This window comes from Ancylobacter sp. IITR112 (genome assembly GCF_041415945.1).
GTDB lineage: Bacteria > Pseudomonadota > Alphaproteobacteria > Rhizobiales > Xanthobacteraceae > Ancylobacter.
In genome coordinates this window covers 2396863-2411171 of sequence record NZ_JBGCUS010000001.1, presented here as the reverse complement: position 1 = coordinate 2411171, position 14309 = coordinate 2396863, and the positions used below count along the sequence as shown (strand labels likewise).

At 70.9% G+C, this 14309-nt stretch carries 14 protein-coding genes; 5 read left to right on the top strand and 9 right to left on the bottom strand.

Annotated elements, in window-relative coordinates:
- Position 1: 1 nt before the first annotated feature.
- The 4 genes from AAC979_RS11515 to AAC979_RS11500 form a co-directional block, all read right to left on the bottom strand.
- Entirely contained in the window at positions 2-625 is a 624-nt protein-coding gene (locus tag AAC979_RS11515; protein ID WP_371346962.1) for a hypothetical protein, read from the bottom strand.
- Positions 626-628: 3 nt separating this feature from the next.
- A complete protein-coding gene (locus AAC979_RS11510) occupies positions 629-853 on the bottom strand; it encodes a DUF2188 domain-containing protein (RefSeq protein WP_371346960.1) in 225 nt (74 codons plus the stop codon).
- A gap of 100 nt (positions 854-953) precedes the next feature.
- Complete coding sequence (locus tag AAC979_RS11505) at positions 954-1922, bottom strand: glutathione S-transferase family protein (RefSeq protein WP_371346958.1); 969 nt, start codon at positions 1920-1922, stop codon at positions 954-956.
- A gap of 104 nt (positions 1923-2026) precedes the next feature.
- On the bottom strand, positions 2027-2554 hold the full coding sequence (locus tag AAC979_RS11500; protein ID WP_371346957.1) for a GNAT family N-acetyltransferase: 528 nt from the start codon (positions 2552-2554) through the stop codon (positions 2027-2029).
- 244 nt (positions 2555-2798) lie between these two features.
- Here AAC979_RS11500 and AAC979_RS11495 point away from each other — a divergent pair, with 244 nt between their 5' ends.
- Positions 2799-3341 (top strand): GNAT family N-acetyltransferase, encoded by a 543-nt coding sequence (locus AAC979_RS11495; RefSeq protein WP_371346956.1) that lies wholly within the window; start codon positions 2799-2801, stop codon positions 3339-3341.
- Here AAC979_RS11495 and AAC979_RS11490 read toward each other — a convergent pair.
- The 5 genes from AAC979_RS11490 to AAC979_RS11470 all read right to left on the bottom strand — a co-directional run bounded on the left by AAC979_RS11490 (position 3326) and on the right by AAC979_RS11470 (position 11112).
- Positions 3326-3853, bottom strand: a complete 528-nt coding sequence (locus tag AAC979_RS11490) for a dihydrofolate reductase family protein (RefSeq protein WP_371346955.1) — start codon at positions 3851-3853, stop codon at positions 3326-3328. The genes AAC979_RS11495 and AAC979_RS11490 overlap by 16 nt on opposite strands.
- 98 nt (positions 3854-3951) lie before the next feature.
- Positions 3952-6024 carry a hypothetical protein gene (locus AAC979_RS11485; RefSeq protein WP_371346953.1) on the bottom strand — a complete coding sequence of 691 codons (2073 nt, stop codon included), beginning with the start codon at positions 6022-6024 and terminating at the stop codon, positions 3952-3954.
- A 142-nt stretch (positions 6025-6166) separates the two neighbouring features.
- Positions 6167-9088: a DUF4159 domain-containing protein gene (locus tag AAC979_RS11480; RefSeq protein ID WP_371346952.1), complete on the bottom strand. Its 2922-nt coding sequence runs from the start codon at positions 9086-9088 to the stop codon at positions 6167-6169.
- Positions 9085-10035: a DUF58 domain-containing protein gene (locus AAC979_RS11475; protein ID WP_371346951.1), complete on the bottom strand. Its 951-nt coding sequence runs from the start codon at positions 10033-10035 to the stop codon at positions 9085-9087. The genes AAC979_RS11480 and AAC979_RS11475 overlap by 4 nt, the downstream gene beginning before the upstream one ends.
- Before the next feature lie 66 nt (positions 10036-10101).
- Complete coding sequence (locus tag AAC979_RS11470; protein ID WP_371346950.1) at positions 10102-11112, bottom strand: AAA family ATPase; 1011 nt, start codon at positions 11110-11112, stop codon at positions 10102-10104.
- 259 nt (positions 11113-11371) lie between these two features.
- On the opposite strand from AAC979_RS11470, the gene AAC979_RS11465 reads away from it, so the two are divergent.
- Genes AAC979_RS11465 through AAC979_RS11450 form a run of 4 tightly spaced genes read left to right on the top strand, consistent with a single transcriptional unit; the run spans position 11372 to position 14154 of the window.
- A complete protein-coding gene (locus tag AAC979_RS11465; protein WP_371346949.1) occupies positions 11372-11968 on the top strand; it encodes a DUF1285 domain-containing protein in 597 nt (198 codons plus the stop codon).
- A 10-nt stretch (positions 11969-11978) separates the two neighbouring features.
- A complete protein-coding gene (locus AAC979_RS11460; RefSeq protein ID WP_371349045.1) occupies positions 11979-12659 on the top strand; it encodes a CoA pyrophosphatase in 681 nt (226 codons plus the stop codon).
- Positions 12659-12919, top strand: a complete 261-nt coding sequence (locus tag AAC979_RS11455; protein ID WP_371346948.1) for a DUF6111 family protein — start codon at positions 12659-12661, stop codon at positions 12917-12919. The genes AAC979_RS11460 and AAC979_RS11455 overlap by 1 nt, the downstream gene beginning before the upstream one ends.
- Positions 12916-14154, top strand: a complete 1239-nt coding sequence (locus AAC979_RS11450) for a CCA tRNA nucleotidyltransferase (protein WP_371346947.1) — start codon at positions 12916-12918, stop codon at positions 14152-14154. Before AAC979_RS11455 ends, AAC979_RS11450 begins: the two co-directional genes overlap by 4 nt.
- Positions 14155-14309: the final 155 nt, after the last annotated feature.

Below are 14309 nucleotides of genomic sequence, written 5' to 3'. Positions count from 1 at the left end.
GCTAGGATCCCCTTTCGGCCGCGACCCACTGCTTCATCGCGACCAACAGCTCGGCCGTCGGATAGTCCTTGATGTCACGCTCGGAGAAGCCAGCGGCGAGTTGCTGCTCATAGTACCATGTCTGGAAGTCTTCATACGCGGCGAGAATGCGGGTGGCGCCATCGGCGCGGATGTCGGCTTCACTCACCAGCCAGTTGCGGACCTTTCGGACGGCGATGGCGAAGTTTCCCGCATGGGCCTGGATATCGCAGCCCGCGAGATCCGAAATGGCGGCCTGATAACGATAGGGCCTTTCTTCCAGTATGAGGATTCTCTTGGCACGGTGCTCGCCACCCGAGAACTGCCGGCAGCCATAGTCGAGGCCAAGCTCGAACGGCATGTTGAGCCGAAAATGCTCGCCCCGGCGGCGCGCCTGAATGCGGCTGAGATCGTGGATAGAGTATTTCGACTCTGCGATGAGCGTCTTGATCTTCTCAAGCCGCACCGCGCCCGAGTCGCCGCTCTCCGTGGCGATGCGCGGCGTGAAGCCAAGATAGACGGTGCAGAACAGCACGGCCTGAAGAATGGGCTCGAATTCTTCGTCGAATGGGCAGTTGATGAAAACGCTGCGCGCGAATTCCGGCAAATGTCACCCTTTCGGCGGAAGGGCATCCTTGCCGTAGGACATGCGCTCGCGGATGCGACCATCGGTGCCGTGGATATAAAGCTCGGTGCCGCGCTCCTTGGCAATCGCGCGTGCGCGCGCCACGGCCTCCTGTTGGGTGGCGAAAGTCGCACTGGCGCGCCCGGCACCCGTCGTACGGACGATCCACTTGTCGCCACGCGGCGCGACATGCTGGGATTTCGTCGACATGGCTATGCCCGATCTGGTCGATGCGTCTAACGGAAATATAAGCGCCGCGTCGCACCGCGCAATTGAATTCCCGTCGGGGAAGTGCGCGAAGCGGAGACGCTCACCCCCACCACACCTCCGGCCCCACCGGCACCACGCCTGTGGGGTTGATGGTCTTGTGGCTCTCGTAATAGTGCCGCTTGATGTGGGTGAGGTTCACCGTGCCGGCAACGCCCGGCAGGGCGTAGAACGCCTTCACATAGCGCGACAGGTTCGGGTAGTCGAAGATCCGGCGGATGTTGCACTTGAAGTGGCCGACATAGACCGGATCGAAGCGGATCAGCGTGGTGAAGAGGCGGATATCGGCCTCGGTGAGCGCCTCGCCCAGCAGCCAGTCGCGGCCCTCAAGCCGGGCCTCCAGCGCGTCGAGCTCGGTGAACAGGGCGGTGACCGCTTCCTCATAGGCCTCCTGCGTCGTGGCGAAGCCGGCCTTGTAGACGCCATTATTCACCGCGTCATAGACGCGGGCGTTCAGCGCGTCGATCTCACCGGCAAGGGCGTCGGGGTAATAGTCGTGCCGGTCCTCGGTGAAGGCGGCGAAGGCGGTGTTGAGCATGCGGATGATCTCCGCCGACTCGTTGCTGACGATGGTGGCGCGCTTGCGGTCCCACAGCACCGGCACGGTGACGCGGCCGGAATAGGTGGGGTCGGCGGCGAGATAGACCTCATAGAGCCGCTTCATGCCGAGCACGGAATCGCTGGTCGCGCCCGCGCTGCGGCGGGCGGCGTGGTCGGCGAACACCCAGCCTTCCTCGCCCATGAAGGGATCGACCACCGAAACGGAGATGATGTCTTCCAGCCCCTTCAGCGCCCGCATGATCAGCGTGCGGTGGGCCCAGGGGCAGGCGAGCGAGACATAGAGATGGTAGCGCCCGGCCTCGGCGGGAAAGCCGCCCTCACCGGAAGGGCCCGGCGCGCCATCGGCGGTGATCCAGTTGCGGAAGCTTGTGGTGGTGCGCACGAAGCGCCCGCCCGTGCTCTTGGTATCGTACCATTTGTCGACCCATTTGCCCTCGACCAGCAGTCCCATGCGCGCTCTCCCTTTAAGGCCCCTGACAATAGGGCGCGCGGCGGATGAGGCCAGTTTTCCCGTTTGCACGAAGAAGAGGGCGGTCTTGCGCGGATGCCGGTGAATCAGCCTGCGGGGGCGAGGCGCTTCACATAGAGCAGCGTCGCGGTGAGCCCGCCATGCGGCTTCAGCGCGAAATCCGGGATGGCGCCGACGCGGATGAACCCGGCTTTCTCATAGAGCCCGGCCGCGCCTTCCTGCTCGGCGGTGTCGAGCACCAGCAGCGTGCGCCCCCGCGCCACCGCCTCGCGCTCAGCCTCGATCAGCAGCGCGCGGGCAAGGCCCCGGCCGCGAAAGGCGGGAGCGGTCATCATCTTGGCGATCTCGGCGCGGTGCGGCTGGTTCTCCGGCAGAGCGAGCAGCAGCGTCACGGTGCTGGCGAGCACGCCGTCGACAAAGGCGCCGAAGACGATGCGCTCGCCCCGCGCCGCCGCTTCCAGGCTGGCGCGGGCGAAGGCGGCGGCTTTTTCCGGCGCCACCGGGTGCATGAAGCCGACCGAGCCGCCGCCCGCCACCGTCTCGATCAGCAGGGCGGCGAGGGCGTCGATGGTGGCGGCTTCCAGGGCGAGGGCGCGGATGTCGGGCGGGGTCATGAGGCGGACAGGCTAATCCATCGCGCGCGGGGCCGGCAACGGCTCGACCTCGCGCGCGGTCCGTGCTATCGGGCGCGTCCGATCGAGGAAAGCCCGATGTTCCGGTTGCCGGCCCAGCGACGACGAGACGAGCGAGCCCGCCGCGCCCTTGCGCGCGTGTGCCTGCCCGTCCGCGCCCGCCGGCTGCCGTGATCGACGGCCGCTCGGTGCGGCGACCCGCCGATCCTGAGCGCCGAGTGCCCCGATGACCGAGCTTTCCATTTCCCTGCTGCCCGAGACGCCCGCCGACGATGCCGCCATCGAGCGGCTGATCGCCCGCACCTTCGGCCCCGGCCGCTATGCCCGCACCGCCTTCCGGCTGCGCGAGGGCAACCCGCACCGGCGCGACCTCTCCTTCACCGCTTCCATCGGCACCATGCTGGTCGGCTCGGTGCGGCTGACGCCGATCCTGATCGGCGAACTGCCGGCGCTGCTGCTCGGCCCGCTCACCGTCGAGCCGCCCTTCCGCTCGCACGGCATCGGCCGGCGGCTGGTGGAGCGGGCGCTGGAGGCGGCGCGGGCGGCGCTGGGTGAAGAGGGCGCGGCGCGGGCGGTGATGCTGGTAGGCGACGAGCCCTATTATGGCCGCATGGGCTTTCAGCGCGTGCCGCGCGGGCAGGTGAGCCTGCCCGGCCCGGTGGACCCGGCGCGGGTGCTGGTGTGCCCGCTCGACGCCACGCCGCTGGACGCGGTGCGCGGCGCGGTGCGCAAGGCGTTCTCCCCGGTGGCGGTTCAGGAAAGCGCGTAGCGCAGGCGCACCATGCCGTTGGCGTAGCGCTCGGTGTCTTCCAGCGTCAGCCGGCGGGCGGGCGTGACGCCGGGCGGGAACAGCGGCACGCCGCCGCCGAGCAGCACGGGGATGACGAACAGGTCCAGCCGATCAAACGCGCCGGCGGCGATGAAGGCCGCCTGCAGCCCGCCGCCGCCGACGACCCACGCGGCGCCCTCGCTCTCGCCCCCGCGCACATGGTCGATCAGGGCCGCCACGCCGTCCTGCCACGCCTCCACCCCGTCAGGGGCGTTGGCGAGGGGGCGGGAGGTCACGATGAGTGCGCGCTTGCCGGCATAGAGCCAGTCGCCGGGCATCGCCCGAACCGCCTCATAGGTCGCCCGGCCCATCACCACCGTGCCGATCGCGGCGATGAAGGCGCCATAGCCGGAATCGACATCGTCGAACGGGGTGAGCCAGTCGAGGCGCCCATTGGGGTCGGCGATGTAGCCATCGAGGCTGGCGGCGATGAAGCCATAGATGCGGTTCATGGGTGCTCCGAGTCGTTGGCGCACGAACATGACCGGTCGCAAGCGCGGGGGCCAGCCCCGGCGCCCCGCTTATGCAGAAGCCACGCGCAGGGGCGGCCCTACCGCCCCTCGCGCGCCCAGGCGGCGGCGACGCCGGCGAGCAGGATCAGCAGGCCGGAGAGGCCGGCGAAGAGCGGGAACAGGCCGAGCCCGCGCACCACCGAGACATCGCGCATGGCGAGGCCCATCCAGTCCTCGCCGGCGAAACGCTCGCCCGAGCGCACCGCGACGACGCGCGGCACCCCGCCGGCGAGGTCCGCCATGCGCCAGACGCCGCCGCCGGTCGCTTCCAGGATCGGGCGCAGCGTCTGCGTGGTCGAGGTTACCTCGGCGAATTCGCGCGGGTTGAGCGGGCCGATATTCACCAGCGCGGTGTGGGTGCCGTCGCTGGCGCGCCACAGGCCGAGCGTGTCGGCGGGGAAGGTGACGCGGAACAGGCCCGGCGCGGCGGGTTCCAGCGTCACCTGCCGGGTGGCGCCGGTGGGGGTGGTGATGGTCACCGGCGGGGCGCTGTCGCCCATGGTCTGGCGCTCGACCATGATATCGCCGCCGCTGGCCACCATGCGCAGCCGCTCCTCCTCAAGGTCCGGCTCCTTCATCAGCCAATGCGAGAGCCGGCGCAGCAGGTCGATATGCGGCCCGCCGCCCTCATAGCCGCGCGCCCACAGCCAGAAATGATCCGACAGCAGCAAGGCGACGCGGCCCTCGCCGACGCGGTCGAGCAGCACGACGGGCTTGCCGTTCGGCCCGTCCATCACGCTGGTGCCGCGCGCGCCATCGGTGTCGACCAGGCGAAAGAAGCGCGACCAGGCCGGCGGCGTGCTCTCCGAGCCCGGCAGGGCGCGGGTGACGGGGTGGCGCTGGCCAGCCTGCGTGAGCTGCGGGCGGTAGGGCGTCTCGGTCATCTGCCCGGTCGGGCCGGCGGGCAGGATGGCGTCGAGCGGGGTGTAATAGACCGAGCCGTCGGAGATGTAGTCGGTGCCGGCCGCCACCAGCAGCGCGCCGCCCTCTTCGACATAGCGCACGATATTGTCGAAATAGATCATCGGCAGCACGCCCTGCTGGGCGTAGCGGTCGAAAATGATGAGGTCGAAATCCTTGATCTTCTGCTGGAACAGCTCGCGCGTGGGGAAGGCGATGAGCGACAGCTCGTTGATCGGCGTGCCGTCCTGCTTCTCCGGCGGGCGCAGGATGGTGAAGTGGACGAGATCGACATTGGCGTCGGATTTCAACAGGTTGCGCCAGGTGCGCTCGCCGACATGCGGCTCGCCGGAGACGAGCAGCACGCGCAGCTTGTCGCGCACCCCGTCGATGGAGACGGCGGCGCGGTTGTTCACCGGGGTCAGTTCGCCTTCCAGCCCGGCCGCTTCGATCTCGACGATATTGGCGCCGGCATGGGTGATCTCGACATCCACCTCGGCCGGCTGGCCAGCGGTGACGATGGGGCGCGCCACCACCTCGCCGTCGCGGCGCACGGTGACGGACACGCGCGCGCCGGCCGGGGCGCCCTCATCCTCGACGCGGAAGCCGATGGTCTGGTTCTGGCCGACAATGCCGAAGCGCGGGGTGGAGGTGAGCGCCACGCGGCGGTCGCGCTCGCCCTCATGGCCGGAGATGATGGCATGCACCGGCGCGCGGAAGCCGAGCGCGGCGACGGTGGCGGGGATGTCGTGCACCCGCCCGTCGGTGAGGAAGATGGCGCCGGCCACCCGCTCGGGCGGCACATCGGCGAGGCCGGCGGAGAGCGCGGTGAACAGGCGCGTGCCGTCCACCTCGCCGGCGCCGCCGCCGGCGTCGATGAAGCGGATCTCGGCGCCCTGTTCGCGCAGCCGGGCGAGCCGGCTGTCGAGCTCGGCGCGGGCGGCCTGCGTCATCTGGGTGCGGTCGCCGAAATCCTGGCTCGCGCTCTGGTCGACGACGACGGCGACGACGGTGGAAAGCGGCTCGCGCTCCTCGCGTGTCAGCGAGGGATTGGCCAGCGCCAGCACGGCCAGCGCGATGGCGAGCGCGCGCAGCAGCGAGCCGCGCGTGCGCGAGACGACGACCAGCAGCGCCACGGCGCCGGCCAGCACAGCGGCGGCGATGAGCCAGGGCAGCGGGATCAGCGGATCGAAGGCGAGGCCGAGATTCATGCGTGGGGTCCGTCAGCGGTTCCGCCAGCCGTCATCCCGGACGGCCGCAGGCCGCGCCGGGATCGCATGCAGAATGGAGAGCGATCCCGGCTCTGCGGCTTCGCCTTTGGCCGGGATGACGACGACTGAGTGATGATGCTCCTCACTGCCCCAGCCTTTCCAGCAGCGCCGGCACATGCACCTGATCGGCCTTGTAGTTGCCGGTGAGCACATACATCACGAGATTGGCGCCGGCCCGGTAGGCCAGTTCGCGCTGGCGCGGACCGCCCTCGGAGACCGGGAGCAGGGGCTGGCCGAACTCGTCCACCGCCCAGGCGCCGGCGAGGTCGTTGGAGGTGATGACGACCGGCGACACGCCGTCGCCGGCGCGGGCCGGGCGCTCTTCCGCCGCATCCGCCGCCGGCAGCGCCTCGACCCAGGTGGTGCCGCCGGTGAAGCGGCCGGGGAAGTCGCGCAGCAGATAGAACGCCTTGGTCAGCACATGGTCGCGCGGCACCGGCTCCAGTTCGGGAATGTCGAGCCCTTCGAGAATGGCGCGCAGAGTCGCATTGGCGGGCGAGCCGGCGCCATTGGTGCCGGGCAAGGTGGTCTCGGCGTCGCGCGTGTCGAAGATGACGGTGCCGCCCTGCTTCATGAAGGCGTCGATGCGCGCCAGCGTCTGCGGGCTCGGGCGTTCGCTGCCGGGCACGATCGGCCAGTAGAGCAGCGGGAAGAAGGACAGCTCGTCGCGGGAGATGTCGACGCCCATTGGCTCGCCGGCTTCCAGCGCCGTGCGCTCGCCGAGGAAATCGGTCAGCCCCTTCAGCCCGGCGCGGCTGATGGCGTCGGTGTCGGCATCGCCGGTGACGACATAGGCGAGGCGGGTGGAATTGGTCGCCTGCAGCGCGAAATCGAGTTCGCCCGGCGTCATCGGCTTTTCCGGTGCAGCGGCAGGCACGGCTTGTTGGGAGGCGGGCGCGCTCTGGGCGAGCGGCGTGGTCACGGGCTTGGGCTGTGCCAGCGCCTCGCTTGGGGTGCCGGCGGCGAGGCCGAAGGCGAGGAGCAGCGCGGCGGCGCCGCCGGTGACACCTTTCGCAGCGCGGCGGGCGGTGAGTCGGGCGAAGCCGCCGGCGAGCAGGAACACGATCATGGCGTCGATGAGCATGAGGGCGAGCAGCGCCACCAGCAGCGGTGCGCGCAGATCGCGCGGGGTGCTGTCGCGATAGGGCTCCAGCCGGCCGAGGCTTGATAGGTCCAGCGCCACCAGCCGGTCACGCGGCAACAGGGCGTTGACCGCCACCAGCCCGTCCGGCGGGCCGTAAAAGCCAGGTGGATGGTCGGCGCTGGCGCGGCCGCGATAGCCGACGGGAATGGCCTTGGCGGTCGGCATGGTCGGGCGGAAGGCGCCGAAGCCGTCGAGCAGCCGGGTGGGGGCGAGCGTCTCGCCATTCAGCACCGTGCCGCCGGTGGCGTCCGCCGAGGCCTCGCTGGCGGTGGCCCCGCCCAGCGCCACCACCCGGCGCAGCATTTCGACGAAAGCGCCCGAGATCGGCAGGTTGGACCAGGAGGTGTCGGCGGTGACGTGGAACAGCACCAGCGTGCCGGCGCCGCGCCGCTCGCCGGTGACGAGCGGGGTGCCGTCGGACAGCGTCGCCCAGGTGCGGGAGGCGAGCAGCCCGTCCGGCTCGGCCAGCACCTGGCGGTTCACCGTGACATCGTCCGGCACGGCGACATCGCGGAACGGCCCCTCCGTGGTGAAGCCGCCGAGCGACTGCGGCTGTTCCCAGGACAGTGAGCCGCCGAGCACCCGGCCGCCACGCCGCAGCGTCACCGGCACCAGCTCGTCCGAGCCATTGGCGAGGCGCGGGCCGGCGAAGCGGATGAGCACGCCCCCGCCCTCGACCCAGCGGGCAAGGCGGGCCTGCGTCTCCGCCGGCAGCGTGCCGACATCGGACAGGATGATGACCGGCAGCTTCTGCTCGATGAAGCGGTCCACCGCCTCGGCGGTCGAGGCGCCGTCGGCGGTACGGATATCGGCGAAGGGGGCGAGCGCGCGGGTGAGGTAATAGGAGGGGGCGAGCAGCGGCTGGCGCTGGTCGGCGGCGACGCCGGAGACGACGCCGACCGTGCGGCGGCGCCAGCGCTTGTCGAGCAGTTGCACCGCGCCGGCGGAAGCCTCGTCGGCAATGTCGAGACGCGCCACCTCGTTGCGGATTTCCACCGGCAGGTCGAAGCGGGCGTCCGCCTCGGTGGCGCCGGCGGCGAAACTGTAGGGCGCCTCGCCCAGCGGCAGGCCGCGCATGTCATAGGCGCGGACCGCGCCGGCGCGCGGAGCGGTGTCGCGGCCGGCGCGCAGCACCTTCACGGTCAGCGCGTCAACCGCATTGTCGGCAGCCGCCAGCGCCAGCGGCGCGCGCACCCCGTCAACCAGCGTGGTGAGCGGGCGGTTGCCGACGATGGCGGCCAGATCGGCCGGCGCGGTGCCGGGTGTATCGAGCGCGACGCCGTCGGAGAGATAGATCACGCTGGCCTCAGGGGCGGCGGCGAGCGCCTTGGCGAGGCTGGCGAAGGCCGGCGCTCGGTCGGGCACGAAAGCCACGGGGGCGAGCGTGCGCAGCCGCTCGCGCGCCTCGCGCGGGGTCATCGCCCGGGGTTCGAGCGGCGGCTCGCCGGTGGGGATGAGGATGACGCCGCGCCCGTCAAGATCGGCATCGGCCACCACGCCCTCGGCGCTGGCGCGGCGGGCCGACCAGCCGGCGGCGGCGGGCCAGCCGGAATCGATCAGCAGCACCACCGGGCCGGACGAGGCCGGGCCGGCGACCGGCGGATTCCAGATCGGCCCGGCGGCGGCGAGAATGATGATCGCCGCCAGCAAGAGGCGCAGCACGGTGAGCCACCAGGGCGTGCGGGCCGGGGTTTCCTCTTTCGGCGGAATGTCGAGCAGCAGCCGCATCGGCGCGAAGGCGAGCCGGCGCGGGCGCGGCGGCACGAGGCGCAGCAGGAACCACAGCAGCGGGAGGGCGGCGAGCGCGGTGAGCAGCAGCGGGGTGGCGAAGGCGAGGGGAAGGCCGAACAGACCGCTCATGCCGGACGCCCCGCCATCTGTCCCGTCATGTCGCCGGCCGTGCCTTCGCCCGGCGGCACCGCGCCATGGCCGCCGCTCATGCGGGCGTGCAGCGCCAGCAGCACCTCGCTCGCCGGCCGGTCGGTGCGGTGGATGAGGAAGCTCCAGCGATGGCGCTCGGCTTCATGCCGGATGGCGTCGCGATGGGCGGCAACGCGGACGGCATAGTCGGCCCGCACCGTCTCGGCCCGCCCGATGGTCAGCGTCGCGCCGCTTTCCGGCTCGCGGAACTCGACGCGGCCGGAATAGGGGAAGGTCTCTTCCGCCGGATCGCACACCTGCACCACATGGCCATGGGCGCCGGAGGAGGAGAGGCCGCCAAGGCTCGCCACCACCTCCCGCGTCGGGCTCCACAGGTCGCCCAGCAGCACCACCTCAGCCAGCGGCGAGGGGGCGAAGGCCGGCGGCAGGCTCTGCGGCAGGCTGGCGGCGTGGATCAGCGATTCCGCCATCTTCTCGACGATGCGGCGCGAGGCGGAGGGGCGCATGACGCCGGGAATGCCGACCCGCTCGCCGCCGCGCACCAGAAGCTCCGCCAGCGCGAAGGCGAGGATGAGCGCGCGGTCGCGCTTGGTTTCCCACACCAGAGGCGAGGCGAACACCATGGAGGCGGAGAGGTCCGGCCAGATCCACACCGTGTGCGCGGCCTCCCATTCGCGCTCGCGGACATAGAGATGATCGTCGCGGGCCGAGCGGCGCCAGTCGACGCGGTTGGAGGGCTCGCCATCATTGAAGCGGCGGTACTGCCAGAAATTCTCGCCCGTGCCGGCGCGGCGGCGCCCGTGCAAGCCGTGATAGACGCTGGCCGCGATGCGGCGCGCCTCCAGCACCAGCCGGGGCATGGCGGCGACGAGGCCGGCAGCATCCTGCGCGGCACTTCGCACGGCGGTATCGGCCTCGAACTCCACCCGGTCAGGTCTCCGTCACACGGGCTCGCGGCGCCGGCCGCGGCCCAAAATCATGCCGACAGGCTCTCAGCCGATCCGCTTGGCCAGCTTGGCGATCACGCCCGGCACGGTCTCGCCATCGGCGCGGGCGGCGAAGGTGAGCGCCATGCGGTGCTTGAGCACGGGTTCGGCCAGCGCCACCACATCGTCCACCGAGGGCGCGTAGCGCCCGTCCAGCAGCGCGCGGGCGCGCACCGCCAGCATCAGCGACTGCGAGGCGCGCGGGCCGGGGCCCCAGGCGATGAATTTCGACAGGTCGCCCGCCTCCGAGCCCGGACGGGCGGAGCGGACCAGCGTGAGAATGGCCTCGACCACGGATTCGCCCACCGGCAGGCGGCGAACCAGACGCTGGGCGGCGGCGAGTTCCTCGGCCGTCATCACCGCGCGCGGCTTGGTTTCCTCGGCGCTGGTGGTGTCGAACAGGATTTTCCGCTCGGACTCGCGGTCAGGATAATCGACGTCGATTTCCATGAGGAAGCGGTCGAGCTGGGCTTCGGGCAGGGGATAGGTGCCCTCCTGCTCCAGCGGGTTCTGCGTCGCCAGCACATGGAAGGGTTTGGGCAGGTCATGGCGCACGCCGGCGACCGTGACATGGCCTTCCTGCATGGATTGCAGCAGCGCCGACTGGGTGCGGGGCGAGGCGCGGTTGATCTCGTCGGCCATAAGGAGCTGGGCGAAGACCGGGCCGGGAATGAAGCGGAAGGAGCGCCGCCCGCCGGCGCTTTCCTCCAGCACCTCGGCGCCGAGAATGTCGGAAGGCATGAGGTCAGGGGTGAACTGCACGCGCCTTGCATCCAGCCCCAGCACCACGCCGAGCGTTTCCACCAGCTTGGTCTTGGCGAGGCCCGGCACGCCGACGAGCAGCCCGTGGCCGCCGGAGAGCAGGGTGACGAGCGTGCGCTCGACCACCGCCTCCTGGCCGAAAATGACCGCGCCGATGCCGGCCCGGGCGGCGCGGACATTGGCAGCAGTGGATTCCGCCGTGCGGATGATCATGTCATCCAGGGATTCGAAATTCTCGCCGGTGGCGGATGTCATGGCGTGCTCCTGCAATCCCAAATCCCGCGTCTTGGCCCGGGTGCCGGCCGCGCCGCGCGACGCTGTGTTCCTCCCGCATCGGCGACATTGTGCGCTGCAATAAAAATATTGCAACGCACCTTGCACGTTCCCGGTCGACGGGATTCGCGTGCCGGCTTGGGCTTCCGAAGGGCTGAGCTTACGCTATCCTGCAACCGCGTCGACTATCGGGCGGGGGATCACGACTGCGCGATTGCGCGCGTGTGACAGGGATTTCCCCATGAGTTCAGAGCTTTCCGCCCGTTTTGACGATTTGGTGCGTGCACAGGCAAACGCCCCGGGGCGCACGCTGCCGCCGCTGGAGCGCTGGAATCCGCCCGATTGTGGCGAGATCGACATCATCATCGACCGCGAGGGCGTGTGGCACCATGAGGGCCGGCCGATCCGCCGGCCGGCGCTGGTGCGGCTGTTCGCCTCCGTGCTGCGGCGCGAGGGGGAGCGCCATGTGCTGGTGACGCCGGTGGAGAAGCTGGGCATCACCGTCGAGGACGCGCCGTTCCTCGCCGTCGCCATGGCGGTGGAGCCGGAAGGGGCGGGGGAGGGGGCGCCGCGCCTCGTCTTCCGCACCAATCTCGACGATGTCGTCGCCTGCGACCGCGACCATCCGCTGCGGGTCGACATACGGGCGGATGGCGAGCCGCGACCCTATGTGTATATCCGTCGCGGCCTGTGGGCGCGGCTGACCCGCGCCGTCTTCCTCGATCTCGCCGAGCGGGCGGAGGCGCGCGTGGTGGACGGGCGGCGCGTCTTCGGCGTCGCCTCGGGCGGGGCGTTTTTCGCGCTGGCGCCGGCGGAAGCGGCGGATGAGGAGGGATGAACGCTTGTCTGTGAACGTGCCGCTTGCGAGCGAGACGCCGGTCCCCGGCCTGGAGGCGGCCGAGGCGGCGCCGCTCGATCTCAGCGATTTCCTCGCCCGTGCCCGCGCCCGCCTGCTCGCCGTGCCGGACCTCGATGGCGACCCGGTGCGCGGCGATCATGAGCTGACGCCGGAATTCCGTGCCCTTGTCGACGCCCGCCCGGTGCGCGGGGCGGCGGTGCTGGTGCCGATCATCGCCCGCGCGCGGCCGACCGTGCTGCTGACCCTGCGCTCGGCGCATCTGTCTTCCCACGCGGCGCAGATCGCCTTTCCCGGCGGCAAGATCGACCCGGAAGATGACGGCCCGCTCGGCGCGGCGCTGCGCGAGGCGCAGGAGGAGGTGGGGCTGGCCCCCCGCCTCGTGGACCCGCTCGGCTATCTCGACCCCTATCTCGCCCGCACCGGCTACCGCATCGTGCCGGTGGTCGGGCTCGTCCAGCCGGATTTCGGCCTGACGCTGAACCCCGGCGAGGTGGACGAAGCCTTCGAGGTGCCGCTGGATTTCCTGATGAATGAGGGCAACCACCAGCGCGAGAGCCGCGAATGGCTCGGCATGGTGCGCAGCTTCCACGCCATGACCTATGAGAAGCGCCGCATCTGGGGCATCACCGCCGGCATCCTCCGCAGCCTTTACGAGAGGATCTACGTCTGATGGCCCGTATCCTCGCCCAGCTTGCGCTGTTCATCCTGCCCTTCCTCGCCTTCGCGCTGTATCTGCGCTATGGCCGCAAGGTCGATTCCTGGCTTTCCGGCTGGTCGCTGCGGGCGATGATCGTCTGTTCGCTGATCGCCGTGCTGCTGGTGGCGGGAAGCCTCTATGTGTTCGAATCCTCCTCGCGCGGGCCGACCACCGGCCGCTATGTGCCGCCCACCTGGAAGGACGGGGTGATGGTGCCCGGCCATATCGAATGAACCCGCAAACGAACCCTCTCGTCGAAGCCCGCCCCGGCCTCGTCCATGTGCTGGCCGTGCTCGACGTGGACGGCGAGGAGGCGCGCATCGTCGGCGGCGCCGTGCGCGACTGGCTGATCGGGCGCGGGGTGCGCGCCGATATCGACATCGCCACCACCGCCCTGCCGGAGGAGGTGGAGAGCCGCGCCCGGCGGGCCGGGCTGAAGACGGTGCCGACCGGCATCGAGCACGGCACGGTGACGGTGATCGCGCAGGGCGAGCCCTATGAGGTGACGACGCTGCGCGAGGATGTGGAGACCGACGGGCGGCGCGCCCGCGTCGTCTTCGGCCGTAGCTGGGACCACGACGCGCAGCGGCGCGACTTCACCATGAACGCGCTCTACCTCACCCGCACGGGCGAGGTGGTCGATCTCGTCGGCGGCGTGGCGGATGCCAAGGCCGGGCGCGTGCGCTTCATCGGCGATGCCGATACCCGCATCCGCGAGGACTATCTGCGCATCCTGCGGCTGTTCCGCTTTCACGCCTCGTTCGGCCGTGGCCCGCTCGATGCGGAGGCGCTGGCGGCGGCCGCTCGCCACCGCGCGGGGCTCGACCAGCTTTCGCGTGAGCGGGTGCGCAGCGAACTGATGAAGCTGCTCGTCGCCCCCCGCGCCGCCGAGACGCTGGCGCAGATGGATGACGCCGGGCTGCTGGCTCCCGTGCTCGGGCAGGAGGGGCGCGTCGCCCTGTGTGCCCGGCTCGCGGAGGTCGAGGCACGGCTGGGGCTCGCCCCCGACCCGGTGCGCCGGCTGGGCGCGCTCGCCGTGCGCGAGCCGGCCGAGGCGGAGGCGCTGCGCGAGGGGCTGCGCCTGTCCAACACGGAGGCCGCGCGGCTCGTCGGGCTCGCCGGCCCGGCACCGACGCCCGCCATGTGCGAGAAGGGGCAGAAGGCGTTTTTGTACCGTATGGGGCGGGAGACGTTTTTTGACCGGGCGCTGATCGCCTTCGCCCGCTCGGGCGCGCTGCTCGACGATGAAGGCTGGCGCGCGCTGCTGGCGATCGCCGCCGACTGGAAGCTGCCGGTGTTTCCGCTCAAGGCCGCGGATTTCCTCACGCGCGGCATGACCCCCGGCCCGGCGCTCGGCGCGGCGCTGAAGCGGGCGGAGGAAGCCTGGATCGAGGCCGGGTTTCCGATGGGAGAGGCGGCGCTGGCGGGGATTGTCGCGGGGGCGGTGGGCGCGGGGGCTGCGCGTTAAGCACAGCGCTCGTCCATCTCCCCTCATGCCCGGGCCTGACCCGGGCACCCAGAGACAGCTCCGCTGTCGGCTACCTGAAGGCGCTGCGCGGGCGGGCAGGCTGGGTCGCCGGGTCGAGCCCGGGGATGAGGGGGCCGGGGAAGGGCAACCCTGCC

Bases quoted from the DNA above. Each gene is read 5' to 3' on its own strand.
- AAC979_RS11510 (WP_371346960.1), bottom strand. From the start codon at position 853: ATGTCGACGAAATCCCAGCATGTCGCGCCGCGTGGCGACAAGTGGATC.
- AAC979_RS11505 (WP_371346958.1), bottom strand. From the start codon at position 1,922: ATGGGACTGCTGGTCGAGGGCAAATGGGTCGACAAATGGTACGATACC.
- AAC979_RS11500 (WP_371346957.1), bottom strand. From the start codon at position 2,554: ATGACCCCGCCCGACATCCGCGCCCTCGCCCTGGAAGCCGCCACCATC.
- AAC979_RS11495 (WP_371346956.1), top strand. From the start codon at position 2,799: ATGACCGAGCTTTCCATTTCCCTGCTGCCCGAGACGCCCGCCGACGAT.
- AAC979_RS11490 (WP_371346955.1), bottom strand. From the start codon at position 3,853: ATGAACCGCATCTATGGCTTCATCGCCGCCAGCCTCGATGGCTACATC.
- AAC979_RS11485 (WP_371346953.1), bottom strand. From the start codon at position 6,024: ATGAATCTCGGCCTCGCCTTCGATCCGCTGATCCCGCTGCCCTGGCTC.
- AAC979_RS11480 (WP_371346952.1), bottom strand. From the start codon at position 9,088: ATGAGCGGTCTGTTCGGCCTTCCCCTCGCCTTCGCCACCCCGCTGCTG.
- AAC979_RS11470 (WP_371346950.1), bottom strand. From the start codon at position 11,112: ATGACATCCGCCACCGGCGAGAATTTCGAATCCCTGGATGACATGATC.
- AAC979_RS11465 (WP_371346949.1), top strand. From the start codon at position 11,372: ATGAGTTCAGAGCTTTCCGCCCGTTTTGACGATTTGGTGCGTGCACAG.
- AAC979_RS11455 (WP_371346948.1), top strand. From the start codon at position 12,659: ATGGCCCGTATCCTCGCCCAGCTTGCGCTGTTCATCCTGCCCTTCCTC.
- AAC979_RS11450 (WP_371346947.1), top strand. From the start codon at position 12,916: ATGAACCCGCAAACGAACCCTCTCGTCGAAGCCCGCCCCGGCCTCGTC.